Origin of the sequence: Pseudomonas sp. PDM02 (assembly GCF_014852285.1) — a bacterium.
GTDB classification, from domain to species: Bacteria; Pseudomonadota; Gammaproteobacteria; order Pseudomonadales; family Pseudomonadaceae; genus Aquipseudomonas; species Aquipseudomonas migulae.
Map to the genome: position 1 here is coordinate 1 of NZ_JACVBL010000016.1, position 23,893 is coordinate 23,893.

Below are 23,893 nucleotides of genomic sequence, written 5' to 3' on the forward strand. Positions count from 1 at the left end.
CCCGAACTCAGCAGTGAAACGATGCATCGCCGATGGTAGTGTGGGGTTTCCCCATGTGAGAGTAGGTCATCGTCAAGATTAAATTCCGAAACCCCAATTGCGAAAGCAGTTGGGGTTTTGTTTTGCCTGGAAAAAAGTACACTCCGGACGAGCACAAATTTGCACAGTTATTTTCGACTCAGGACACTAGAATAGGTCCAACTTTTTCGGAGTCAGTGCCTTTATGCCAGATCCGGTTGACGCCCCCGGGCTGTCAGAATTACCGCTGGACGACTTGGTGGCGTGCCATGAGTGCGACTTGCTGATGCGCAAGCCCAAGCTCGTCCATGGCGAGAAAGCCCTGTGCCCGCGATGCGGTTACGAACTCTATGCCCATCGGCACAATGTTGTGCAACGCAGTCTCGCCTTGGTCATCTCCGCGCTGTTGTTGTACATCCCGGCGAACTTTTTACCCATCATGCAGCTCAATCTACTCGGGCAGTCGTCGCAAGATACTGTCTGGAGTGGCGTTGTCGGCCTGTTCGATACCGGAATGCAAGGCGTGTCAGTGATTGTGTTCCTGTGCAGCATGGGGATCCCGTTGCTCAAACTGCTTTGCCAACTGGCCGTGCTGCTGAGCATTCGTTTTGATATCGGCCGTAGTTACGGTTTGTTGCTCTATCGGATTTATCACCATCTACGCGATTGGGGGATGCTCGAGGTCTACCTCATGGGCGTGCTGGTGGCGATCGTCAAACTGGCAGATATGGCAGCAATCACCATCGGTCTCGGCCTGGCGTGCTTTATCAGTTTGTTGTTGGTCCAGGTCTGGCTGGAGGTTGTGATGTCGCCCCATCAGATCTGGCAGGCTTTATCAGGAGAGGATGCCCATGCGGGCGATTGATGCAGGCATTCTGATTTGCGCCGAATGCCATGAATTGAACAAGCAGGAAGCGGACACCGACGAGCAGGTCTGCACCCGCTGCGGTGCGCTGGTTCACGCCCGCCGCCCCAACAGCCTCGCTCGTACCTGGGCGTTGCTGATCACGGCAGCGATTCTCTACATTCCGGCCAACGTACTGCCTATCATGACGGTCAGTTCCCTCGGTCAGGGAGATCCCAGCACCATCATGTCCGGTGTGATCCAACTGGTTCAACACGGCATGCTTCCCATCGCCGCCGTGGTTTTTATCGCCAGTATCGTGGTGCCCACGTTCAAATTGGTGGGCATCGCCTTGCTGCTGTTTTCGGTGCAGCGCCACCAGCCGCTTTCGGCTCGTCAACGGATCTGGATGTACCGCTTTATCGAGTTCATCGGTCGCTGGTCAATGCTCGATATCTTTGTGATTGCCATCCTGGTGGCGGTTGTGAATTTTGGACGGCTTGCCAGTGTCGAAGCCAATCTTGGCGCCATCGCTTTCGCCAGTGTGGTGATTCTGACGATGCTTGCCGCAGTAACTTTCGATCCCCGACTGATTTGGGATAACACGGAGTCGGACGACGACCATGACTGATTTGCCCACAGCGAAAACCCGACCGGCCTCGAACTGGTCAGCCATTTGGGTGTTGCCCCTGATCGCCTTGATCATCGGCGGCTGGCTCGGCTGGCGTGCCTACAACGAGACCGGCATCGAGATTCAGGTACGTTTCGAAAGCGGTGAAGGCATTCAGGCCAACAAGACCGAAGTGGTCTACAAAGGCATGTCGGTCGGCAAGGTGAAAACCCTCACGCTCGATGATGAAGGCGCCTCCAAAGGAGTGATCGCCACCGTTGAAATGAACAAGGACGTGGAGCAATACCTGCGGACCAGCACACGCTTCTGGCTCGTCAAGCCGAGCGTGACCCTGGCGGGTATCACGGGCCTGGAAACCCTGGTTTCCGGTAACTACGTCGCGATCAGTCCGGGGGAAGGCGAGCCCACACGCCGGTTCAAGGCCCTGGCTGAAGAACCGCCGCTGTCGGATGCCCAGCCCGGGTTGCACCTGACCATCAAGGCTGACCGCCTCGGTTCGCTGAACCGTGGCAGCCCGGTGTTCTACAAGCAGATCAAAGTAGGACAGATCAAAAGTTACTTGCTGTCCGAAGACCAAAGCACGGTTGAGCTTAAAGTCTTCATCGAACCCACGTACGCCAAGCTCGTACGCAAACACACACGTTTCTGGAACGCCAGCGGCATCAGCATCGACGCCAACCTGTCCGGTGTGAAGGTGCGCAGTGAGTCCCTGGCCAGCATCGTCGCCGGCGGTATCGCATTCGCCACGCCGGAAAACCGCAGGGACAGCCCGCCCACCGATCCGAGCCTGCCGTTCCGTCTCTATGAAGACTTCGATGCGGCGGCGGCCGGTATACGGGTCAAGGTTAAACTCAGCGATTTCGAAGGCCTGCAGGCCGGTCGTACGCCGGTAATGTACAAAGGCATTCAGGTCGGCAATCTGAAAGCGTTGAAGATCGATCCCGATCTGTCCGGTGCTACCGCTGAACTGACCCTTGATCCTCTGGCCGAAGATTACCTGGTCGAAGGCACTCAATTCTGGGTGGTCAAACCGTCGATCTCCCTGGCCGGTATCACCGGGCTTGAAGCGCTGGTCAAAGGTAACTACATCGCTGTGCGTCCCGGCGATAAAGGCGCAGCACCACAACGTGAGTTCGTGGCACGGGCCAAGGCGCCGCCGCTGGATTTACGTTCGCCTGGCCTGCACCTGGTGTTGTTCACCGAAAATCTTGGTTCGCTGGAAGTCGGCAGTCCGATTCTCTACAAGCAGGTCAAGGTCGGTTCGGTACAGAGCTATCAGTTCTCGCGCACCAAAAAACAACTGGTGATTGGCGTACACATCGAGAAGGAATACGAAGGGCTGGTTAACGCCTCGACCCGATTCTGGAATGCCAGTGGCATTACGCTCACGGGCGGATTGACTGGCGGAATCCAGGTCAAAAGTGAATCGTTGCAAAGCCTGATGGCCGGCGGTATCGCCTTCGAAACCCCGCTGGCCAAAGCCCCGCTGCAAAAGAAAATTCCGCGTTTCCGTCTGTTCGCCAGCCATGACGAAGCCAACCAGAAAGGCGCCGTGATCACGATCAAGGTCGATCGCGCCGATGGCTTGCGCAGCGGCACACCGGTGAGATTCAAAGGCCTGGATGTTGGCAAGATTGAAGACGTCGACCTCACGGATGACCTGCAATCGGTGATGCTCACCGCGCGGATCACCGAAGTGCCGGAGCGTATCGCTCGGGCCGGCAGTCAGTTCTGGGTGGTCAAGCCCGAGCTGGGTCTGCTCAAAACGTCGAACCTGGAAACCCTGGTGACCGGTCAATACATCGAAGTGCAGCCGGCCGCGAAAAACCTCGGGCCGCAGAATAACTTCGTAGCACTGGCCAATCCTCCTGAAACCGCCAAACAGGAAGCCGGGTTAAGTCTGGTTCTGAGCGCCGCTCGCCGAGGTTCGTTGAAAACCGGCGTGCCAGTGACGTATCGCGAAGTCACCGTGGGCAAGGTGACGGGGTATGAACTGGGCCAGACGGCTGACCGTGTGTTGATACACATTCTGATCGAGCCGAAGTACGCGCCATTGGTGCGCAGCGGCACACGATTCTGGAACACCAGCGGTTTCGGTTTCGATTACGGTTTGTTCAAAGGCGCGACGGTTCGTACCGAATCGCTGGAGACGCTGATTCAGGGCGGCATCGCATTCGCCACGCCGGATGGGGATCGCATGGGTAACCCGGCGCGAGCGGAGCAAACCTTCCCGTTGTTCGACAAGTTTGAAGATGAATGGCTGACGTGGGCGCCGAAGATTTCGCTCGGTAAATAATCTGTTGGTGTCTGGGACAACGCATTCGCGGGCAAGCCTCGCTCCTACAGATCAGCACCGAACCTGTAGGAGCGAGGCTTGCCCGCGAAGAGGTCCGGATAACCAACACATAACCACCAGACAAAAAAGGCCGCGATTGGATCGCGGCCTTTTTTATTGCCTTCGATTAATGCAAATCAGACCGCATCCAGCTCCGGTTCATCCGCTTCAACATTAACCACAGCCTTCACCTCATCGTGACGACGGATGTACTTCCAGTCCGCCTCATCGATGTAGATCCCGTTCGGCCCACTACCGCCTTCCAGGTCAATCGCCACACTGGCGCAGACCTGCGGCTTCACACTCGCCAGAATCGGCACGAAGCCCAGTTGCAGACTGGTTTCCAGCAACGCTGCCTGGTTTTTCTCGTCGATGTCCGCCGCTTCGTCGAGGTAGTACGGCAGGCGCACGCGACCGGCCTGGTCGCGGTCCATCAAGTGCAGTAACAAGTACATGTTGGTCAGCGCCTTGATGGTCATCGTCGTGCCGTTGGACGCAGCGCCGTCGATGTCGGTGTGGATCACCGGTTGACCGTTGACCTTGGTGATCTCGAACGCCAGTTCGAACAAGTCCTTGAGACCAAGTTGGTTGTGGTTCGCCGCTACCAGGCGCGCCAGGTATTCCTTGGCTTCTTCGTTCTTGTTGTCTTGATCGGCGCTTTGGCTCAGGTCGAACACGGAGAGGGTTTCGCCTTCTTCGTACTGACCGGCGCTGTGGATGATCTGGTCGATGTGCTTGAGCGCTTCCTTGTTCGGCGCAAGCACGATGCGGAAGCTCTGCAAGTTGGAGACCTGACGCTTGTTGATCTCGCGGTTGAACAGCGCCAGTTGATGCTCGAGGCTGTCGTAGTCGCTGCGGATATTGCGCAGGGTCCGGGCGATGTCGGTAACCGCGGCGCGGCGTGCCTTGCCGAGGGTCAGGGCTTCGTCGGTGCGGTGCGCATACGCGTTGATCAGCAGTTGCAGGCGACGCTCCATATCGTCTTCGCTGTCGAACTTGGCCACGCCCTTGAGGCGCACCTGAGCGTACAACGCGTCGATCTGGCCATCGCTGCGCAGCAAGCCCTGCCAGCTGTCCTGATAGTCGTTGAGCAGCGGCAACAGGTTGTCCATGGAATCGTCGATCGGGTCCATGAACGGCGTGCCGAACGGCAGGTCTGCCGGCAACAACTGACGGCGGCGCAGGGCGTCGTCGAGGGTGCGTTGCTTGGCTTCCATGTCGCCGATCTGCCGGCCGACCAGTTGCAGCTTGGCCGACAGTTGCTGGACGCGTTCGGTGAAGGCGTCGCTGGAGCGCTTCAGTTCTTCCTGCGCCGCTTCCATCTGCGCCAGTTGCTCAAGCTTGTCGTCTTCCTCGGCGCTCAGGGTTTGCGCGCGACGGAAATCTTCCAGGGCTTTCTGCGCGTCCAGCACTTGCTGGTACAGCGCTTCGGTCTGGGTCTTGCTCGCTGCGCGGTCGGCGACCACGGCAGCCTGGGTTTTCAGTTGCTTGAGTTCTTTTTCCAGGCGGTCTTTCTGATCGCGTAACGCGGCGCGGTCCGCCAGGGCCTGCAACGCCGGAGGCTCAATGTGCGAGATATCGATGGACAGGCCCGGCACTTCGAAGCGCTCGCCTTTGAAGCCGTCGAGGATCAGCTCCATGGATTTGACCCACTGACCGTCCTCGTCCAGCGTGATGCCATGCTCGCCCAACGGCAGGCTGAACAGCGCGCTGTTGAACAGGCGCATCAGACGCTCGACATCCTGCTGCGAAAACTCTTCACGCAGGCGGGCGTAGCTGTTGTTGTCGGCGTGATCGAGTTGCTGTTTCACCGATTTCAGGCGTTTTTCCAGATCGCGCAGACGCTCTTCCAGGTCTTCGGCAGAGAACTGCCGCGACTGCGCCAGCGCACCGGCCAGTTCATCGTGCGCGTCCTTGGCCGCGAGCAATTGCTGCTCCAGGACCTTGACGTCAGTCACCAGCGCGAAGCGATGCTTGAGCACCGACAACTCGCCGAGCCAGCGCTGGATACCGGTGATTTCCCGCTCCAGACGCATCAGCTCCTGCGTGCCGCCGCGCTGATCGTTTTGCAGCGCGTCCTGTTCGTTGCGGTAGTGCTCGGCCTGAATCGTCAGCTCTTCCTTGCGTGCACTGGCATAGTCCGACCAGGTGCCGAGCAACGAATCGAGCAGCGGCGAGATCCGGTGCAGCTTGCCGCGCAGAATATTGCGCTGGGCAACGCCTGCGGCCAGCGCTTCAACCAGCGGACCGGCGGTGACCAGCGAGTTGTAGTCCTGCTCCATGCGTCGTACATCGCGGAAGGCTTCTTCGCACGCAGCGATGTAATCGACGCTGCCGGAACGCAGGCTGTGTTCGAAAGCATCGAGGAACAATTGCTTGAGCTTGGCCGCGGTGATTTCGCGCATGTGCAGCAGGTTGATGAACAGTGCGCGGAAGGTCTTCAGGCTCTGCTCACTGGTGGAGCGCAGCGGAATCAGGGTCAGGTCCAGCGGGATCGAGGTGTGGCCACCGACCAGCAAACGACGCAGTTCGTCCGGCTTGAGTTCGTAGGCTTTCAGGCCTTCGCGCTCAAGGTTGGTGAACAGCTCTTTCTGACGCAGGCAGGTGTCGTTTTTCTGGTAGTGGGCCAGGTCGAGTTTGCCGGCGTAGGCAAAGAACTGGTGACCGAAACCACCGCCCGGGCCGCGACCGACCACGCCGATCACGTGCGGACCGTGGGGCAGCGAGACTTCCACCAGGATGTAACTGGTGTCCGAGGCGAAGTAGAAACGCCGGGATTGTTCCAGGCTGTACTTGCCGAAACTCATGTCCGACATGCGCGCCAGAATCGGGAACTGCAACGCGTTGATCGACGCGGATTTACCGAGGTTGTTCGCGCCGTAGACCGACAACGGTTCTTCCAGCGGAAACAGGCCGAGGCTGTAACCGGCGGTGTTCAAAAGGGCAAAGCGGCGAATGCCGTAGCGTTCCTTGCTCATGCGTCGGTCTCCTGTTCTTCGGCAATGGCGCGGGCCAGAGCGTCTTCTTCGCTTTCTTCAGCGAAGTCACTGAGGTCCAGCGGGTCATCGGTTTGCAGCAGTTTTTCGTCGCTGTCGTCGTCGATCAGTACCGGAACCGGCAGCGGCAGCACGCTGTGCAGGCTGGCGGCCAGGTCACGGTCCTGTTGAACCGACAGACAGACGTCGAGGAAACGGTGCATCGGCGGCAGGAAACGGTAGACACCGTTTTCTTCGCCGGCGAACCCGAGCTGTGTCATGCGGCGCATGATTTTTTCTTCGAGTTCTTCGACGGTCTGCACTTCGGCCTGGATGAACAGGTCGCGGTACTTTTCCAGCAACGACGGCAATTCATCGCGACCGAGGCTGCCGCCGTCGAGCACGGCAATCGGGTCACGGCCCTGATCGGCCAGATGCTCGACGAGGATGAAGGTGAACAGCGCCAGACGCTGCGCGGTCTTGTTCACCGCCGCAGCGGCGAGGTCCGGCACAAAGTAGTAGAAACCGCGGGTGTCGCAAACCAGTTCAAAACCCAGTGCCTTGAACAGCGTGCGGTACTGGTCCTGGAAGTTCGACAGTTGCGCGTACAGCTCCGGATCGCGGCGGCTGACGTGGTAGCCCTTGAACAGCTCGCGAAAGATCGGCGCCAGCTGGGACAGTTCGGATAGATCAAGATGCATGTGGAATGCTCGCAGAATCCTCGGCGGCGGTGTCGCTGGCCGAGAGCAGGGCGAAGGAGCGCAGGCTGACCTGGTGCTCATGAGTGTGGTAATCGCGGCGTTCCAGACGCTCGCGTTTGAAGCGTTTTTCCCGCGACAGGCGCGAGAACCAGTACAGCAATTCGTCGGTGGCGCCGTTCGGTTCCTGTTCCAGCAGCCAGGTCATCAGGTCTGGCATTGGCAGCGCGTCTTCACAACGTTCAAGCATTTCGCGAACGGTACGTGGTGCGCGCGGCGCTTCGCCTTTCTGGGTCTTGTGGGCCTTGGGGAAACGCGCCGGTTTCGGCTCGAAACGGGCCAGCGCGTAGACGTAGGCTTCGACCTGACTGGCGCTGCCGAGGAAGGTGCTTTGCGGCCGGGTGAACATCGGCATCGCCGCTTGTGGCACCGCGTCGATGCCTTTGCGACGGATGGCCGACAAGGCCAGCGCTGCGCCACGGGTCACGGCGTTGTGCCGACGGGCTTCTTCACGCAGCGGCAGTAGCAGTTCGCGGGCATGACGCAGCGTCAATTGAGCGCTGGTCTGCATTTCAAGGATGCGCGCGTGGGTGCGCAACAGCATGTCGTCATCGACCAGGTGGCCGAGGCGTTGCTGCTCGGTAAGCATTTTCAGCAGAACGTTTTCGACCTTGCGCACGCCTTGTTCGAAGGCGCCGTCGGCGTTCACCAACTGAATCATTGGCTCGACGTATTCGTCCCAGGTCGCCAGTACTTCGGCGTAACGCTGACGCAGCGGAATCTGCCGATCGCTGGTCTTGGCGCGTTCGGCGACGGCCACGAGGGCCTGTTCGTCGTTGGCGAGCTTCTTCAGTACATCGCGCACACGCATGTCGAGCAGGCGCAATTGGCGCGCCAGGTCGTGGCCGTCGCGGATGTCGAAGGCGTCCTGAATGTAACCGGCCAGGCGTTCGAGGTGGCGCAAATAGGCTTCGATTTCCAGGCACAGGCCCAGACGGTGCTCACGACGCAGGTAAGCGAGGAAGTCGTGGATCTGCGCGTTGAGCTCGAAACGGTTCGGGCTTTTCGCCACGGGAACCAGAATGTCGAGGCGGATCCACACGTCCAACAGGCTGGTGATGTCCTGCGGCGTACTGTCGAGTTGCTGGGCGGCCAGTTGCGTGCGCAGTTCGTTGAGGCTCAGTGTGCCTTGGTCGAAGTGCTCGCACAGTGGCTCCAGAAGTGCCCAGTGTTCAGCGAGGGCGCGCAAGACGCGCTTGGGTTCGATCATCGGAATGGCCGGCTGGTTGGCGATTAAAAGCCGCGATTGTACTGCATCGGGACCGATGCGATTCACTCTCGGGACGGGCTGTAGCTGTTTCTAAGGGAAAGAGTATCGATCAAGCGCGGGCGATCTTGAGCGAAGGGCGGTAGAATCAGCGCACTTTAGTTATCCACAAGTGGCCGACCTTTGCTAATCGAGTCCCGTCGCCGCGCTTATTTGACCGCCATGCAGGTGGTCAACTGGCTGCCGCGCACCGAATTGCCCTTTGCCGCGCCCTCGCGGCCCGAGCTGCTGGAAATGCCCGAGCCGTTGGTCGTCGCCCCGGTGGCGCCGTTGCCCGTGGCCGATGCACCTGCGGAACCTGTGGTCAAACCGGCCGAACGGGTAAAAATCGAGGTGCCGCGGCCATCGTTGGCAAGCACGCGCACCAACGCCAAGGTCGAAGAAGAAGAGGCACCGGTCGCGGTCAAGGCGCCGATCGTGCCTCCTCCGCGTTTCGCCCTGCAATTGCTGCGCGCCGGTCGTTGCCTGCTGCTGGTGGAGTTACCCACAGGCGAAACCTTCCAGACCCGCGATCCCGCCTATCTGCTGCTCAAGGACATGTTGCGCGCCGCCGGTCTGCCGGACAGCCCGCAAATTGTCGGCGAACCGGTGCGCTGGCCATTGTTGGTTCGCGGCACCATGGATCAAGGCCCGGAAGCGGCTCGTGATTTCGTACAAGGTTTTCTCTCGGCCCGGCTGGAAGACGCACCGTGCGTCTGCGTGTGGCTGATCGGCCTGCCGGCGGTGCGTTTTGCCGGCGAGGCCAACGCCGAATCCTTCAATCGTGAACTTCAGGTCGAAGGCCTGGGCGCGGTCTGGGCCCTGCCGGGCCTGGAATTATTAATGGAAGAGCCACAGCGTAAGGCTGATGTCTGGCAAGCCATGCGTCGGCTGATGGCGCGCTGGAAAGAATCGAATGAGTGACGCTGTATCGTTTCGCCCGATGACCGAGGCGGACCTGGACGCTGTCCTGAAAATTGAATTCGCGGCGTACAGCCATCCCTGGACCCGCGGGATTTTTCTCGATGGGCTGGGCAAGTACCAGATCTGGCTGATGTTCGAAGGTTCGCAGCAGGTCGGGCACGGCGTGGTGCAGATCATTCTGGATGAAGCACATCTGCTGAACATCACCGTCAAACCGGAAAACCAGGGCCGTGGCCTGGGTTTGACGCTGCTGGAACACCTGATGTCGATTGCCTACAAGGCTGAGGCGCGGGAATGTTTTCTGGAAGTGCGCGACAGCAATCGCTCGGCGTTCCGGTTGTATGAGCGGTACGGGTTCAACGAGATTGGCCGGCGTCGGGATTATTATCCGGCGGTGGGTGGGCGCGAAGATGCGGTGGTCATGGCGTGCACTTTGGTGGATTGAGCCTTAAAAGCTTCGCGGGCAAGTCGGATCGCCGCCCGCTCGCTCCTACAGGGTTTCGGCGTTCACAAATGCATGAATGCCGAAACCCTGTAGGAGCGAGGCTTGCCCGCGAAGGCGTCCTTACTGACGCTGAAGATCACCGATTCCCATCCAGCGGATCCAGCCGCGCCAGTTCTTCCTCATCCAACCCATTACCCCCGCCGATGTCATCTTCATCGACGATGCTCAAATCCCAATCGGCCCGGTAATCGTCACCGGCCTCATGCGCATCCCGCGCACCGTCTTCACGGATCAACGTTTCCGGGCTCAAGTCATCATCGGTGGATTCATGATCAGCGGTCGAGGCGCCGGTCATGCCGGCTTCACGCACGCGCGCGCGCGGTATCAGTCGCTCGCGTTCCGTTTGCGTCAGTTCGTCGCCGATTTTCGCGCTGGGTTCTTCCTCCTCGAAATCCAGCTCCTGCAGCGAACCCATGCGGTCTTCGTTGTCGTCGATGGGCTCGGGTTGCGCCGCATCGTACGGACGTCGTGAATCATTCATGGTAATTCCTCATACTGTGAGCCTTACTACGGTAGACCCACTGGGCTGCCCGGAATTCCGCCGGCAGGGAACACCGGTAATATGCCTCATCGGCAATCTGCATCTTGCGCGTGACCCCGACGGACGGTTGTCTGTCAAAGCAGCGCATCATTCTCGAGGCTTCATTGCATGAACGACTTACAAGATCTGATTGATAACAACGAGCGCTGGGCTGACGCGATCACCAAAGAAGATCCTGATTTCTTCGCCAAACTGGCGCGTCAGCAAACGCCGGAATTCCTCTGGATCGGCTGCTCCGACGCCCGCGTACCGGCGAACGAGATTGTCGGCATGCTGCCTGGCGACCTGTTTGTCCACCGCAACGTGGCCAACGTGGTGCTGCACACTGACCTCAACTGCCTGTCGGTGATTCAGTACGCGGTGGACGTGCTCAAGGTCAAACACATCCTCGTTACCGGCCACTATGGCTGCGGCGGTGTGCGTGCTTCGATGCAGGATCGCCAGTTCGGCTTGATCGATGGCTGGCTGCGGTCGATTCGTGACCTTTACTACGAAAAGCGCGAAGAACTCTCCAAACTGCCGACCGAAGAAGAGCGGGTCGACCGCCTCTGCGAGCTCAACGTGATCCAGCAAGTGGCCAACGTCGGGCACACCAGCATTGTGCAAAACGCCTGGCACCGCGGGCAGAAACTGTCGATTCACGGCTGCATCTATGGCATCAAGGACGGTCGGTGGAAGAGCCTGAATGCCACCATCAGTGGTTTCGAGCAGTTGCCGCCGCAGTACCGCCTGCGTCCATTCGAGCCGCTGTAAAAGCCCCCGGCGTCATCGGCGCCAGTTCTGGAAGAACAACTGGCCATCGGCATTCGGCGATTCGTCGTAGCCGGTGATCCAGCCACGGCAGCAAGTACAACCACAGCGGCAGGCAAACTGCCGCTGCAGCCTGTCTTCCGTCGTGGCGAAATCCATCGTCAGCCGATCACCTTTTCTGATGTCCTTCAGCGCCCATAACCACAGTTCACTCATGTCGAGAAAGGCGTTGGGGTCGCAGGCGTGGTTAAGCAATCCGCAGAAGCGCGGATCATAGACATGAATGCCCGGCGCCATTTGCCGAGTGCGTCGGCAGCGATAGGGCAGCAAATGCCCGGAAATACGGCAGATTCGGCTGAGCCGAGGGAATTCGCGCAAAGCGGCGACAGCGATCGGCTCTCCCTGAGCATTGTTGATGATTTGAAAGTCTTCCGTGGTAGGGAATCCCAGTCGAGGGGGCAATTCCATAAACGGATAGATGCCATTGAATGGCGGTGAGGTGATTCCTTGCTCAGCATGGGGTTTCATCACAATCCTTGTCGGCGGGGCGCTGCGACCTCCGTCAGCTGACATCCTGTCAGCCCTGCAGCACATGGGTACGCCTCAAGACTCTCGCAAAAAAAACCACCGGTCTACTGTCATAACTGACAGAGGAAAAGCGCGCGTTCCCACGTCAGCCAAGGCTCACGCAGGAACGCCGTTCAGTTTTTTACAGATGCGTAGCGGGCACTGCGGTCGCAGGCGTGGGGACCTTGAGCTGTTTGAGTTGAGCCTTGATCGGCGTCGTCGCGCATTTGGCCGTGGCTTGCCCAGGCGTCAGGTTACGGATCGAGGTGTAGAACAGTTCGCAGGTTTTAACTGCCTGGGCCACTTGCCAGGTCTGGGTGCAACTTCTCAGCTCAATGTCTGGATTGCTGTCGAGGTCGCGGCCCATGGCGGCCTGCCAGCATGCGGCACTCAAGTCCTGGCCCATGACTTTCAGGCCCGCTGCGTCGGCCTGGGCCTGGGCATCTTTGCCGGTGTAGCTGTCCGGGTCGGCGGCGTACCAGATGTAGCTCGGGTGGTTGGAACCCAGCACCGGCACTTTCACCCCTTCTTTCGGACTGATGGTGGCCAGGCCCAGCACGTTTACGGTCGGCCCGTATTGCTGCTTGATCCAGTTACGCACCGGCGCACCGAACGCGACCATCGGCAACGCGGCACCGCTGGCGTTCTGGCTGACTTCCTTGACCATGGTGGTCTGGTAGTCCTTGAAGTAGTCATAGACGCCTTCCAGATCCTTGCCGGCGTTGGAGGGCGCGGCGATCGGCGCGATGTCGATGATGGTCTGGAAAGCCGGCGTCTGATCGGCAGGGATGCCGTTGATCGTCAGCAGCGTGGCCCAACGATCGGTGGTCTTGGACTCCAGATAGTCCTGGGCCTGAGTCAGCGAGTAATCCGGCGGGAAATGCAGCAACTCGACACTTCTGCGGTTCTCCAGGGCCATGCCCAGCGGAAGGAACAAGTACCAGCTGTAAGCCCACTTGCCATCGGCATTCAGCTTGCTGGCGCCGGTATAAGCCAGATCGCCGGCATCGAGCAGCGCTGCCAACGGCTTTTCATAGCCCCTGGGCACACCGGTGATTGCGGCATAGAGCTGATTGTTATCGGTTTTGACCTGCACCTTCGCATCGCTGTAACCATCACGCTGCACGCTCTGCGTCAGGTAATGCTCGACGGTTTGCTCCAGCGTCCAGTTGCGAAAGCAGATCACGTTGCAATTGTTGGGGTAAGCGAACAGCCGGGTGACGCGCTCGGTGCTGCCCAGCTTCAGATCGGCATCCGCCTGGGCGGTGGTGCTCAGGGTCAGGGCGGCAAGGGTGAGTGCTGCGAGTTTGAACATGCTCAGATCCTTTTCAGCGTGTGGGCCCTCGAGAACGGGCGAAGACATACTGAAACAGAAGAGGCCGAACGAGAAGTAGGGGCCGATAGAAATATCGGCCCCTTTTTGCATTACGGCATCACCGGCGCCGTATACGTCAGCGTCGTCCCCAGCGCCCACAGCAGAAACAGCACCAGCGGCGTGTGCACCAGCAGTTGCACGAACGAAAACCCGATCAAGTCCCGCGCCTTCAAGCCCAGCACGCCCAGCAGCGGCAGCATGTAGAACGGGTTGATCAGGTTCGGCAGGGCTTCGGCGGCGTTGTAGATCTGCACGGCCCAGCCCAGGTGGTAGTTCAGGTCGGTGGCCACTTGCATCACGTACGGCGCTTCGATGATCCACTTGCCGCCGCCCGACGGGATGAAGAAGCCGAGGATCGCCGAGTACACGCCCATCAGCAGTGCGTAGGTGTCGTGGGACGCGATCTGTACGAAAAAGGTCGAGATGTGGTGCGCCAGGGTCTGCGCATCAGTGCCTTTGACCGTGGTCATCAGCGCGGCGATCGAGCCGTACAACGGGAACTGGATCAGCACGCCGGTGGTGGTCGGCACCGCGCGGGACACCGCATCGAGGAAACTGCGCGGACGCCAGTGCAGCAAGGCTCCGAGCATGATGAACAGGAAGTTGTAGGTGTTCAGCCCGGAAATCGCACTGATCGCCGGTTTGGTCGAGAACTCGTGGAACAGCCACCCGGCCGCCAGCAGCACCAGCAGAATCGTCAGCAGCGGGCTGTGTTCCAGCCATTCGCCGGGGCGAGTGCGCGGTTGCAGCGGTGGCAGGTTGAAGCTCGGGTCAATGCCGCAGGCTTTGGCATCGCGGGCCGAGTTCGGGCCCGGGGCGGTGGCGTAGGCAATGATCAGCGAGATCACGATCAGCGCCAGCAACATGACGCCGGACTGCCAGAGAAAGATGGTTTGCGTGAAAGGAATCACCCCGGTGATCGACAGAATCGACGGCGGCAAACTGGCCGGGTTGGCCTGCAACTGCGCGGCAGACGACGACAGGCCCAGGGCCCACACCGCGCCAAGGCCCAGATACGCGGCAGCACCGGCGGCGCGATAGTCCATTTTCAGATCGGTGCGGCGGGCGAGGGCGCGCACCAGCAAGCCGCCGAACACCAGCGACAAGCCCCAGTTCAACAGCGATGCGACCATGGAAATCAGCGCCACCCACGCCACGGCGGAACGGCCGTTCTTGGGGATGCGCGCCAGACGGTCGATCAGCTTGATGGCGGGCGGCGAACTGGCGACTACATAACCACCGATTACCACGAACGCCATCTGCATGGTGAACGGGATCAGGCTCCAGAACCCGTCACCGAAGGCCATCGCGGCATCGGTGGGTTTGGCGCCCATGAACAGAGTGGCCACGGCGACGATGATCACCGCCAGCGCAGCAAACACCCAGGAATCAGGAAACCAGCGTTCGGCAAAACTTGAACAGCGCAGGGCAAAGCGGGCGGAGCGGGTATCTTCGATATCAGCGGCCACGGGAGTACCTCGAATTTTTATGATTGTTGTGGTCTTCAGGGCTGCAAAGGCCTAACGCCGTTTTTATTGTAGGAGCGAGCCTGCTCGCGATGGTCGTAAACGATGACGCGTGTTTACTGGTTAAACGCGGCGTACTCGAGTCCATCGCGAGCAGGCTCGCTCCTACAGTTTTTGATCGGCACTGGCTGCAACGCCCGTCTGGACAGGCGCCAACAGTAAATCAATCGGTCAGGATTTGTGACGAAGTTTTACCGATACGGGACTATGGTCTAACGGGTTGTCCGCTGGCGCGTTTGCGTAGACCATGGGCGCCTTGGTTTTTTGCCCATGCCAGAGTTCTTTTGATGACTGCCCTTAACGATTCGCGCCCGGCACCGTTCAGCCGTTCGGACTACAAGACCCTCGGCCTTGCGGCCCTCGGCGGCGCGCTGGAAATCTACGATTTCATCATCTTCGTGTTTTTCGCCCTGACCCTCAGTCAGCTGTTCTTCCCGCCGGAAATGCCTGAGTGGCTGCGCCTGCTGCAAAGTTTCGGAATTTTTGTCACCGGTTACCTGGCGCGGCCGTTGGGCGGGATTCTGATGGCGCATTTCGCCGACCGGCTGGGGCGCAAGAAAGTCTTCAGCCTGAGCATTCTGATGATGGCGCTGCCGTGCCTGCTGATCGGCATCATGCCGACCTACGCCCAGATCGGTTATTTCGCACCCTTGCTGCTGTTGGTCCTGCGGGTACTGCAAGGCGCGGCGGTCGGCGGTGAAGTGCCGAGCGCCTGGGTGTTCGTCGCCGAGCACGCGCCGGCCGGGCATCGCGGTTATGCACTGGGTTTCCTTCAGGCCGGGTTGACCTTTGGCTACTTGATCGGCGCGCTGACAGCGACCTTTCTGGCACAGGCGTTCACCCCGGCGGAGATCCTCGATTTCGCATGGCGTTACCCGTTCCTGCTGGGCGGCGTATTTGGCGTGATAGGCGTCTGGCTGCGCCGCTGGCTCAATGAAACCCCGGTGTTCATGGCGATGCAGGCGAAGCGTGATGCCGCCGTCGAACTGCCACTGCGCACGGTCCTGCGTGAGCATCGCCTGGCCATTTTGCCGGCGATGATCCTCACCTGCGTGCTGACTTCAGCCGTGGTGGTGTTTGTGGTCATTACCCCGACCATGATGCAGAAAACCTTCGCCATGACCGCCAGCCACACCTTTGGCCTGAGCGCATTGGGCATCGTGTTCCTGAACATCGGCTGCGTGCTCGCCGGTTTGCTCGTCGACCGTATCGGCGCCTGGCGCACCGTGATGCTGTACAGCCTGCTGCTGCCGTTGGGCATCGGCGTGCTTTATACCTGCCTGATCATCGGCGGCAACTGGATCGGCCTGGCGTATGCGATTGCCGGCCTCAGTTGTGGCGTGGTCGGCGCGGTGCCGTCGGTGATGGTCAGCCTGTTCCCGGCGCGGATTCGCGTCTCGGGGATTTCCTTCACGTACAACATTGCCTACGCCGCGTGGGCAAGTATCACGCCGCTGTTGCTGATCGGTCTGATGCCGTGGAGCCCTTGGATCTGCGTGATTTTCTGCGCGGTGATGGGCGCAGTGGGCGTGAGCAGCGCGCTGTATTTCGGCGCGCGTACGCCGAGCACAGGCAATTGCCCGGCGGCTGGCGCCATCTGATTGAAGGTGGCGCTGCGTCCAAGACAACTATTTTTGTAGGACAACCCTGAAACACTCTTCAGAAAACATCCCCAAGGCCGATGGCTAGGCTGCATGCCGCTTTCTATCTCTGTCCATCGGTGCTTTCCCATGTTCAACAAACGCTTGAAGCAAGAGTTGTCGGCTCTTCGCGAAGAACTCTCCAGCCTTCAGCAAGTGAAGGAAAGTCTGGAAAGCGAGATGCTGGTCCTGACCCTGGATCCCGACGGGCGGATTCAATCGGTCAATCAGAATTTTCTCAGCGAGATGCTCTACAAGAGCCACGACCTGATCGATCGTCCTATCGAAGACATCGTTCCTGTTCACGTGAAGTCCGACGAATTCCATCACCGCTTCAAGGCTGCGCTGACCCGAGGCGAGCACTTTGCCGGTGCGGTGCGCTTGTTGCGTGGCGATGGCCAAGAGGCCTGGTTGCGTTCGATTGTGCAGCCGGTGCGCTCCGGGGACGGGCGGATCAAGCACTTCTCGATTTACTCCAGTGACCTGACCCGCACCATCGAGGCATCCCGTGAACACGAGAACCTGATCGGCGCGCTGGTGCGCTCGACGGCGGTGATCGAGTTCGACCTCGCTGGCAACGTGTTGTCGGCCAACGACCGCTTCCTCAACGGCATGGGTTACAGCCTCGCGCAGATCAAAGGCAAACATCACCGTCTCTTCTGTGAAGCGCAGGAGCACACCAGTGCCGAGTATCAGGACTTCTGGCGTCGCCTGAATTCCGGCGAGTTCGTGGCCGGCCGCTTCAAACGCATCGACAGCCACGGGCGTACGGTCTGGCTGGAGGCGTCCTACAACCCGGTGGTCGACGCCAATAACAAACTCTACAAAGTGGTGAAGTTCGCCACGGTGATTACCGATCAGGTCAATCAGGAGCTGGCCGTCGCTGAAGCGGCGAACATTGCCTACGGCACCTCGCAGCAAACCGATCAAAGCGCCCAGCGCGGCACGGCCGTAGTGACGCAAGCGGTGAACGTGATGCGCGACCTGGCCAAGCACATGCAAACGGCCGGCGAGGGCATCGAGGCCTTGAACGAGCAGTCGCTGGTGATTGGCACCATCGTCAAAACCATCAGCGGCATCGCCGAACAGACCAACCTGCTGGCACTCAACGCGGCGATCGAAGCGGCCCGTGCCGGTGAGCAGGGTCGTGGTTTTGCCGTGGTCGCGGACGAGGTCCGGCAATTGGCTTCGCGCACCAGTCAGGCCACCGATGAAATTGTCCTGGTGGTGCGTCAGAACCAGGACATGGCGCGTAATGCGGTGTCGCTGATGACCGACGGCAAAACTCAGGCAGAGCAGGGGCTGGCGCTGGCGGCAGAGGCGGGCACGGTGATTGTCGAGATTCAGGACGGTGCGCAGAAAGTGGTGAACGCGGTCGGGCAGTTTGCCAACCAGCTAACGACTTGATGCCTGCGAACCGGGCGGATATCGCTACAATCGGCTCTTTTCCCAGGAGCAGATCCCATGAGCGCTTCCCATCGCCGTCCGGTTCCCTTGTCCAAGGCTTATCGCCTGCTCAACCATGGGCCGACCGTGCTGGTCAGTGCGGCCCATGACGGGCAGCGCAACATCATGGCGGCGGCTTGGGCCATGCCACTGGATTTCGAACCGCCGAAAATTGCCGTGGTGCTGGACAAGTCCACCTGGACCCGGCACCTGCTGGAAGCGTCGGGCACATTCGTGTTGAACGTACCCTGTGCTGCCCAGGCCGATATTGCGCAAACCGTCGGCTCGACCTCGGGCCTGGAGCTGACTCAAGGCCAGGGTCGGGACAAGTTCCAGACCTATGGCTTGCAGACCTTCAGCGGCGAGTTGATCGATGCGCCGATGCTCGAAGGTTGCGTGGCCTGGCTGGAATGCCGGTTGCTGCCGGAACCGAACAACCACCAACAATACGATCTGTTCCTGGCCGAAGTGATTGCGGCCCAGGCGGACGAGCGCGTGTTCAGCGACGGTCGCTGGCACTTCGAGGGGCACGATGCGTTACGTACCTTGCACCACGTGGCGGGCGGGCATTTCCTGACCATCGGTGATCCGGTGGACGGCAAAGCCTTGCAGCCGTAAGACTTCAGACCCAGAGGTCATTCTGCGCCGTGCGCTCGCCACCCTTGTCGCCGGTGTTCAACACGCCCCGGGGTTCGATCAGCAGGAGTTTCACCTCTTGCTCGGCGAACGGCTTGTGCTCGATGCCCTTGGACACCACGTACATTTCGCCGGCGTTCACCAGCACGTGACCATCACGAAAATCGATGCGCAACTGGCCTTCGAGCACGATGAAGGCTTCGTCGGTATCGAGGTGGTCGTGCCAGATGAAATCCCCCAGCAGCTTCACCACCTTGAACTGGTAGTCGTTCATTTCGGCAATGACGCGCGGTGTCCAGTGCGAGTCGATTCGTGAGATTTTTTCGGCGAAGTTCAGGCTTTCGTAAGCTTTCATGAAGCAGCTCTCGTGGTTGATCGTAGAACCACGGTAACCAGCGCAACGGCGCGCTTCTTGTACGATTGTGCGTGGCTCAGCGCCGGTGCATTTTCATCCAGCGCGCCGGTGACAAGCCGTAGGTTTTGCTGAACTGGCGGGTCATGTGGCTCTGATCGGTGAAGCCGGCGATCAGCGCGGCACTGACCAGCGACTGGCCCTGAATCAGCAGCGAACGGACCAGGTCCAGGCGACGCATGGTCAGGTATCGATAAGGGCTGGTGCCGAACAACAGGCGAAAGTCCCGTGACAGGCTCCAACGATCCCGACCGCTGTGGTGCGCCAGTTCTTCCAGGGTCACGGTGCGATCCAGGGCGCTGTGCATGTACTCGCGCGCGCGTTCCGCTGCCACATAGTCGAAGCTTGGGCGCGTGGTGGTCACTCCGCCGACAGTGTTCAAGGCTTGCGCCAGATCGAACAGCGCGTCCTGTTCTTCCAGCGGTTCGAGCGGGCAATCGAGACTGCGCAGCAGCACTTGGGTGGCGGCGAACAGGCGTGGGTCGGTCGACAGCCCGTTCTTGATGAACGGCAGCGGCTGACCGCCAAGCATCTGCTGGATCAGCGCCGGTTCGATGTACATCATCCGGTAGTGGAACCCGCTCTCGGTCCCGGCCTCGCCATCGTGGACTTCGTCCGGGTGCAGCACCATCGTCCCGCCGGGCAGGCTGTGGCGCCAGGCGCCGCGATACTGATAACTCTGCACGCCGGCCAAGGTGTGACCGATGGCGTAGGTGTCGTGGCGGTGCAAGTCGTAGCCATGACCGGCAAAAAACGCTTCGAAACGCTGCAGGCCGGAAACGTCGGGCGCGCGGTGGAACCAGTCATTGCGAGGCGGGTGTCGAGCCATGGTGATCGTTATCTTGAGCTTGATGCCGAACACGTTAGCTCAGTGACCGGTCGTCTGTCTGCTGGCGGATGGAAGGTCTCGCGTGAGTAGAAAACCGAGGGCAAATGTTGCAATGTGTTGCGCATCCTCTGCAGCCAAGAAGGCGACCCCCATTATGGAAATATCCCACCTGAGCTATGCCGCTCCGTTGTTGTCGCTGGCGCTGTTGTGGACGGTTGCGGTGGTGACGCCGGGACCGAACTTCTTCAACATTGCGCAATTGGCAGCCAGTCAATCCAAGCGTCACGGCGTGGTGGCTGCGCTGGGCGTGGCCACCGGCACGGTGCTCTGGGGGCTGGCGGGCGGGTTGGGTATCAAGTCGCTGTTCAGCGCGGCGCCGACGCTTTACCTGAGCTTCAAGATTGCCGGTGGTTGTTACCTGATCTACCTCGGCTTGAAGCAGTTCAAGCGCAAACCGCCGGTTACTGCGGGCGACAGCCGCTTGATTGACGGCGCGGGGCGCACATTGTGGTCGGTGTATGGCCAGGGTTTTCTGGGCAACATGACCAACCCAAAATCCGCACTGTTCGTGGCGACGATCTTCGCGACCGCCATGCCCGCGACGGTGCCCCCGACATTGCTGGTGCTGGCCGTAATGACCATGGCGACGTTGTCGTTCAGTTGGTATTGCAGCGTGGCGCTGGTTTTCTCCAGCCGTCGGATGGCGCGGGTGTATGACCGTTCGCGCCAATGGCTGGATCGCTTTGCCGGCAGTTGCTATCTGTTGTTCGGTGCGCATCTGGTGGCCAGTCGCTGAGGAGTTCTGAATGAGCAAACTGCGGGTAGGCATTATTTTTGGCGGCCGTTCGGCGGAGCACGAAGTGTCGCTGCAATCGGCGAAAAACATCGTCGACGCGCTGGATCGTTCGCGCTTCGATCCGGTGTTGATCGGTATCGACAAACAGGGTCATTGGCACTTGAACGACCCGTCGAATTTCCTGCTCAACCAGGAAAACCCGGCGCTGATCGCCCTCAACCAATCCAACCGCGAACTCGCCGTGGTGCCGGGCAAAACCCGTCAGCAATTGGTGGAGACTTCCAGTCAGGAGCTGTTGGGCCACGTTGATGTGATCTTCCCGATCGTCCACGGCACGCTGGGTGAAGACGGTTGCCTGCAAGGGTTGCTGCGCATGGCCGATCTGCCGTTTGTCGGCTCCGATGTGCTGGGCTCGGCGGTGTGCATGGACAAGGACATCAGCAAACGCCTGCTGCGCGATGCCGGGTTGGCGGTGACGCCGTTCGTGACCCTGACCCGCGCAACCGCCAAGCGCACCGGGTTCGCCGAGGTCCGGGGCAAACTCGGGCTGCCGCTGTTCGTCAAACCGGCGAATCAGGGCTCTTCGGTGGGTGTGAGTAAGGTCAACGATGAGGCCGAGTACACGGCAGCGGTCGAACTGGCCCTCGGTTTCGATGAGAAAGTGCTGGTCGAATCCGCCGTCAGCGGTCGCGAGATCGAATGCGCGGTGCTCGGCAACGAAGACGCTATTGCCAGTGGTTGTGGCGAAATCGTCGTGCGCAGCGGGTTTTATTCCTACGACAGCAAGTACATCGACGCACAGGCCGCGCAAGTGGTGGTTCCGGCTGACATCAGCACCGAAGCCAGCGAACGCATTCGTGCCCTGGCCGTCGAGGCGTTTCAGGTGCTCGGCTGCTCCGGGCTGGCGCGGGTCGATGTGTTCCTGACGGAGAGCGGTGAAGTGCTGATCAACGAGATCAACTCGCTGCCCGGTTTCACCCGCATCAGCATGTACCCCAAGTTGTGGCAGGCCACGGGCATGACGTACAGCGAGCTGGTCAGTCGTCTGATCGAGCTGGCGCTGGAGAAGCACAGGGCACGGCAGGTGTTGAAGATTTCTCGTTAGTTTGCGTGCGATTGTTCAGGCTCAGCCTCTCAAGCGACGTATTTCCCTGTAGGAGCTGGCTTGCCAGCGAAGATCGTCAACGATAACGCGTGCTATCTGAATGACCGCGTTCTCCAGACGTTTTTCGCGAGCAAGCTCGCTCCTGCAACGGATTCAGGAGCATCCGGCTTTCAGCACTGCGCAGGACTCAATCCCCCAACGCTTCCCCCTCCCGACGCGGATCCGCGCCACCCGCCAGCGACGCTTTCCCCTGCGCATCCCTGACCCGAACAATCGCCTGCGTCCCGCTGGTCATGTCGATCTCGCTCACGTTGTGCCCCTTGTCCTTCAGCGCCTGAATCAGCTCGGCGCTGAACTGCCCGCGTTCCAGTTCGGTCGGGCCGTTGCGGCTGCCAAAGTTGGGCAGGTTGATGGCGGTTTGCGGGTCGAGATTCCAGTCGAGCAGGCCGAGGGTGGATTTGGCCACGTACTCGATGATTTGCGAGCCGCCTGGAGAGCCGATGGTGGCGAGGAATTCGCCGCTCTGGCGGTCGAAGATCAGGCTCGGCGCCATGGACGAGCGCGGGCGTTTGCCGGGTTCGACGCGGTTGGCGACCTTTTGCCCGTTTTCTTCGGGGATGAACGAGAAGTCGGTCATCTGGTTGTTGAGCAGAAAGCCCTGAACCATCAGGTGCGAACCGAACGCGGATTCGACCGTGGTGGTCATCGACACCGCACCGCCCAGGTCATCGACCGCCACCACCTGCGAAGTGGAAATGCGCAGTGGCGAGCGGTCCGGCGCGTAGGCGACCTCAATGCCCGGCGGGGTGCCGGGTTTGGCCGTGCCCATGCTGCGATCACCGATCAGAGCGGCGCGGCTGGCCAGATAGGTCGGGTCCACCAGGCCTTTGACCGGGACGGGCACGAAGTCGCTGTCGGCGACGTACTGTGCACGGTCGGCGTAAGCGAGGCGCTCGGCTTCGGAGATCAGGTGCACGGCTTCAGGGGCCGGTTCGATGCCGGCGGGTTGGGTGCTTTTGACTGGCTTCAGTGGAGCCAGGGCATAACGCGGGTCGCGGGCTTCCAGCGCCTGCAAGGTGCCGAGAATCTGCGCCACGGCGATTCCGCCCGACGACGGTGGCGGCATGCCGCAGACCTGCCAGCGTTTGTAATCGGTGCACAGCGGCGCGCGTTCCTTGGCGGTGTAACCGTTGAGGTCGTTCAGCGACAGCGTGCCGGGGTTGGCGTGGCCCTGAACCTTGGCGACGATTTCCTGCGCGATGGGGCCTTTGTACAGCGCATCGGGACCTTCCTTGGCGATGCGTTTGAATACGGCGGCCAGTGCCGGATTTTTCAGTGAGGTGCCGACGGCTTTCGGGCTGCCATCCGCATTCAGGAAGTACGCCATCATGTCCGGCGAGCGTTGCATGGACGAATCCGAAGCAATCAACTGATGCAGGCGCGGCGAGATGGCGAAGCCTTGTTCCGCGAGTTTGATCGCCGGCTCGAACAGCTGCGCCCAGGGCAGGCGACCGTGTTTTTGATGGGCCAGTTCCAGCGCCCGCAACACGCCCGGTGTGCCGACCGAACGACCGCCAATCTGCGCCTGAGTGAACGGCATTGGTTTGCCATCGGCCTGCAGGAACAGCTTCTCGGTGGCACCTGCCGGTGCGGTTTCGCGACCGTCGTACGTGCGCACGGCTTTGCCATCCCACAACACAATCAACGCGCCACCACCGATACCCGACGATTGCGGCTCGACCAGCGTCAGCACTGCTTGCATGGCGATGGCGGCATCAATCGCCGAACCGCCCTGACGCAGCATCGCCCGTCCGGCTTCGGCGGCGAGTGGGTTGGCTGCTGCTGCCATGTGTTTCGAGGCGTGGCGGGTTTGCAGGTCGGTGCGATAGCCCGAGGCGGTTTCCGGTGCGACCGGTAAGGTCGAGGAGGGCGGGGCACTGCACGCCGCGAGGATTAATGCACTGGCAATCAGCGAAAGGGCTGACAGGCGATAGCGGCTCAAATGAAGGGTTGAGAACACGCGGGGCACTCCGT

Annotated in this window: 20 protein-coding genes and 2 pseudogenes; 12 read left to right on the top strand and 10 right to left on the bottom strand. The window is 60.4% G+C overall.

The features are described from left to right. Positions 1-223 precede the first annotated feature (223 nt). The 3 genes from IB245_RS24275 to IB245_RS24285 are packed head-to-tail and all read left to right on the top strand — an operon-like array spanning position 224 to position 3,789. Complete coding sequence (locus tag IB245_RS24275) at positions 224-883, top strand: paraquat-inducible protein A (RefSeq protein WP_192228930.1); 660 nt, start codon at positions 224-226, stop codon at positions 881-883. Beyond that, positions 870-1,493: a paraquat-inducible protein A gene (locus IB245_RS24280; protein WP_192228931.1), complete on the top strand. Its 624-nt coding sequence runs from the start codon at positions 870-872 to the stop codon at positions 1,491-1,493. Before IB245_RS24275 ends, IB245_RS24280 begins: the two co-directional genes overlap by 14 nt. Continuing rightward, positions 1,486-3,789: an intermembrane transport protein PqiB gene (locus IB245_RS24285; protein ID WP_192228932.1), complete on the top strand. Its 2,304-nt coding sequence runs from the start codon at positions 1,486-1,488 to the stop codon at positions 3,787-3,789. Before IB245_RS24280 ends, IB245_RS24285 begins: the two co-directional genes overlap by 8 nt. A gap of 176 nt (positions 3,790-3,965) precedes the next feature. Here the strand turns inward: IB245_RS24285 and mksF are convergent, their stop codons facing one another. From mksF to mksB, 3 genes are read right to left on the bottom strand one after another with little or no spacing between them, the layout of a single operon-like run. Further along, a complete protein-coding gene (gene mksF, locus IB245_RS24290; protein ID WP_008037179.1) occupies positions 3,966-6,806 on the bottom strand; it encodes an Mks condensin complex protein MksF in 2,841 nt (946 codons plus the stop codon). After that, positions 6,803-7,504 carry an Mks condensin complex protein MksE gene (gene mksE / locus IB245_RS24295; protein WP_008025812.1) on the bottom strand — a complete coding sequence of 234 codons (702 nt, stop codon included), beginning with the start codon at positions 7,502-7,504 and terminating at the stop codon, positions 6,803-6,805. The genes mksF and mksE overlap by 4 nt, the downstream gene beginning before the upstream one ends. Then, positions 7,494-8,771: an Mks condensin complex protein MksB gene (gene mksB, locus IB245_RS24300; RefSeq protein WP_008025814.1), complete on the bottom strand. Its 1,278-nt coding sequence runs from the start codon at positions 8,769-8,771 to the stop codon at positions 7,494-7,496. Before mksB ends, mksE begins: the two co-directional genes overlap by 11 nt. A 219-nt stretch (positions 8,772-8,990) precedes the next feature. On the opposite strand from mksB, the gene IB245_RS24305 reads away from it, so the two are divergent. Next, entirely contained in the window at positions 8,991-9,731 is a 741-nt protein-coding gene (locus IB245_RS24305) for an energy transducer TonB (protein ID WP_192228994.1), read from the top strand. Further along, a complete protein-coding gene (gene rimI / locus IB245_RS24310) occupies positions 9,724-10,176 on the top strand; it encodes a ribosomal protein S18-alanine N-acetyltransferase (RefSeq protein ID WP_008025817.1) in 453 nt (150 codons plus the stop codon). Before IB245_RS24305 ends, rimI begins: the two co-directional genes overlap by 8 nt. A 136-nt stretch (positions 10,177-10,312) precedes the next feature. Here rimI and IB245_RS24315 read toward each other — a convergent pair whose 3' ends face one another. After that, positions 10,313-10,717 (bottom strand): serine kinase/phosphatase, encoded by a 405-nt coding sequence (locus IB245_RS24315; RefSeq protein ID WP_192228933.1) that lies wholly within the window; start codon positions 10,715-10,717, stop codon positions 10,313-10,315. A gap of 168 nt (positions 10,718-10,885) precedes the next feature. Between IB245_RS24315 and can the strand changes: the two genes are divergently transcribed. After that, positions 10,886-11,530 (top strand): carbonate dehydratase, encoded by a 645-nt coding sequence (can, locus tag IB245_RS24320; protein WP_008025819.1) that lies wholly within the window; start codon positions 10,886-10,888, stop codon positions 11,528-11,530. 12 nt (positions 11,531-11,542) lie between these two features. Here the strand turns inward: can and IB245_RS24325 are convergent, their stop codons facing one another. From IB245_RS24325 to IB245_RS24335, 3 genes are all read right to left on the bottom strand, one after another. Then, entirely contained in the window at positions 11,543-12,055 is a 513-nt protein-coding gene (locus tag IB245_RS24325; RefSeq protein ID WP_032832343.1) for an SET domain-containing protein-lysine N-methyltransferase, read from the bottom strand. A 181-nt stretch (positions 12,056-12,236) separates the two neighbouring features. Next, on the bottom strand, positions 12,237-13,409 hold the full coding sequence (locus tag IB245_RS24330; RefSeq protein ID WP_192228934.1) for a hypothetical protein: 1,173 nt from the start codon (positions 13,407-13,409) through the stop codon (positions 12,237-12,239). Positions 13,410-13,519: 110 nt separating this feature from the next. Beyond that, positions 13,520-14,938 (bottom strand): short-chain fatty acid transporter, encoded by a 1,419-nt coding sequence (locus IB245_RS24335; protein ID WP_192228935.1) that lies wholly within the window; start codon positions 14,936-14,938, stop codon positions 13,520-13,522. 344 nt (positions 14,939-15,282) lie between these two features. Between IB245_RS24335 and IB245_RS24340 the strand changes: the two genes are divergently transcribed. From IB245_RS24340 to IB245_RS24350, 4 genes and pseudogenes are all read left to right on the top strand, one after another. Continuing rightward, positions 15,283-16,596 carry an MFS transporter gene (locus IB245_RS24340; protein WP_192228936.1) on the top strand — a complete coding sequence of 438 codons (1,314 nt, stop codon included), beginning with the start codon at positions 15,283-15,285 and terminating at the stop codon, positions 16,594-16,596. A 219-nt stretch (positions 16,597-16,815) separates the two neighbouring features. Then, positions 16,816-17,448: pseudogene (locus tag IB245_RS29435) on the top strand (PAS domain-containing protein); the annotation flags it as partial. A 159-nt stretch (positions 17,449-17,607) separates the two neighbouring features. Continuing rightward, a pseudogene (locus IB245_RS29440) lies at positions 17,608-18,042 on the top strand (methyl-accepting chemotaxis protein); the annotation flags it as partial. A 57-nt stretch (positions 18,043-18,099) separates the two neighbouring features. After that, on the top strand, positions 18,100-18,699 hold the full coding sequence (locus tag IB245_RS24350) for a flavin reductase family protein (protein WP_008025833.1): 600 nt from the start codon (positions 18,100-18,102) through the stop codon (positions 18,697-18,699). A gap of 4 nt (positions 18,700-18,703) precedes the next feature. Here the strand turns inward: IB245_RS24350 and IB245_RS24355 are convergent, their stop codons facing one another. Then, positions 18,704-19,072: a cupin domain-containing protein gene (locus IB245_RS24355; RefSeq protein WP_192228937.1), complete on the bottom strand. Its 369-nt coding sequence runs from the start codon at positions 19,070-19,072 to the stop codon at positions 18,704-18,706. 76 nt (positions 19,073-19,148) lie between these two features. After that, the gene (locus tag IB245_RS24360) at positions 19,149-19,958 is read right to left on the bottom strand and encodes an AraC family transcriptional regulator (protein WP_032832348.1); all 810 of its coding nucleotides are present in this window, start codon (positions 19,956-19,958) and stop codon (positions 19,149-19,151) included. 154 nt (positions 19,959-20,112) lie between these two features. Here IB245_RS24360 and IB245_RS24365 point away from each other — a divergent pair, with 154 nt between their 5' ends. Further along, on the top strand, positions 20,113-20,754 hold the full coding sequence (locus IB245_RS24365) for a LysE family translocator (RefSeq protein WP_192228938.1): 642 nt from the start codon (positions 20,113-20,115) through the stop codon (positions 20,752-20,754). 10 nt (positions 20,755-20,764) lie between these two features. Further along, positions 20,765-21,859, top strand: a complete 1,095-nt coding sequence (ddlA, locus tag IB245_RS24370; RefSeq protein ID WP_192228939.1) for a D-alanine--D-alanine ligase — start codon at positions 20,765-20,767, stop codon at positions 21,857-21,859. Between the two features lie 187 nt (positions 21,860-22,046). On the opposite strand, the gene ggt is transcribed toward ddlA, so the two are convergent. Continuing rightward, positions 22,047-23,879, bottom strand: a complete 1,833-nt coding sequence (gene ggt, locus IB245_RS24375) for a gamma-glutamyltransferase (RefSeq protein WP_192228940.1) — start codon at positions 23,877-23,879, stop codon at positions 22,047-22,049. Between the last annotated feature and the right edge of the window lie 14 nt (positions 23,880-23,893).

Coding starts and splice junctions, on each gene's coding strand:
- IB245_RS24275 (WP_192228930.1), top strand. CDS start 224: ATGCCAGATCCGGTTGACGCCCCCGGGCTGTCAGAATTACCGCTGGAC.
- IB245_RS24280 (WP_192228931.1), top strand. CDS start 870: ATGCGGGCGATTGATGCAGGCATTCTGATTTGCGCCGAATGCCATGAA.
- IB245_RS24285 (WP_192228932.1), top strand. CDS start 1,486: ATGACTGATTTGCCCACAGCGAAAACCCGACCGGCCTCGAACTGGTCA.
- mksF (WP_008037179.1), bottom strand. CDS start 6,806: ATGAGCAAGGAACGCTACGGCATTCGCCGCTTTGCCCTTTTGAACACC.
- mksE (WP_008025812.1), bottom strand. CDS start 7,504: ATGCATCTTGATCTATCCGAACTGTCCCAGCTGGCGCCGATCTTTCGC.
- mksB (WP_008025814.1), bottom strand. CDS start 8,771: ATGATCGAACCCAAGCGCGTCTTGCGCGCCCTCGCTGAACACTGGGCA.
- IB245_RS24305 (WP_192228994.1), top strand. CDS start 8,991: ATGCAGGTGGTCAACTGGCTGCCGCGCACCGAATTGCCCTTTGCCGCG.
- rimI (WP_008025817.1), top strand. CDS start 9,724: ATGAGTGACGCTGTATCGTTTCGCCCGATGACCGAGGCGGACCTGGAC.
- IB245_RS24315 (WP_192228933.1), bottom strand. CDS start 10,717: ATGAATGATTCACGACGTCCGTACGATGCGGCGCAACCCGAGCCCATC.
- can (WP_008025819.1), top strand. CDS start 10,886: ATGAACGACTTACAAGATCTGATTGATAACAACGAGCGCTGGGCTGAC.
- IB245_RS24325 (WP_032832343.1), bottom strand. CDS start 12,055: ATGAAACCCCATGCTGAGCAAGGAATCACCTCACCGCCATTCAATGGC.
- IB245_RS24330 (WP_192228934.1), bottom strand. CDS start 13,409: ATGTTCAAACTCGCAGCACTCACCCTTGCCGCCCTGACCCTGAGCACC.
- IB245_RS24340 (WP_192228936.1), top strand. CDS start 15,283: ATGACTGCCCTTAACGATTCGCGCCCGGCACCGTTCAGCCGTTCGGAC.
- IB245_RS24350 (WP_008025833.1), top strand. CDS start 18,100: ATGAGCGCTTCCCATCGCCGTCCGGTTCCCTTGTCCAAGGCTTATCGC.
- IB245_RS24355 (WP_192228937.1), bottom strand. CDS start 19,072: ATGAAAGCTTACGAAAGCCTGAACTTCGCCGAAAAAATCTCACGAATC.
- IB245_RS24360 (WP_032832348.1), bottom strand. CDS start 19,958: ATGGCTCGACACCCGCCTCGCAATGACTGGTTCCACCGCGCGCCCGAC.
- IB245_RS24365 (WP_192228938.1), top strand. CDS start 20,113: ATGGAAATATCCCACCTGAGCTATGCCGCTCCGTTGTTGTCGCTGGCG.
- ddlA (WP_192228939.1), top strand. CDS start 20,765: ATGAGCAAACTGCGGGTAGGCATTATTTTTGGCGGCCGTTCGGCGGAG.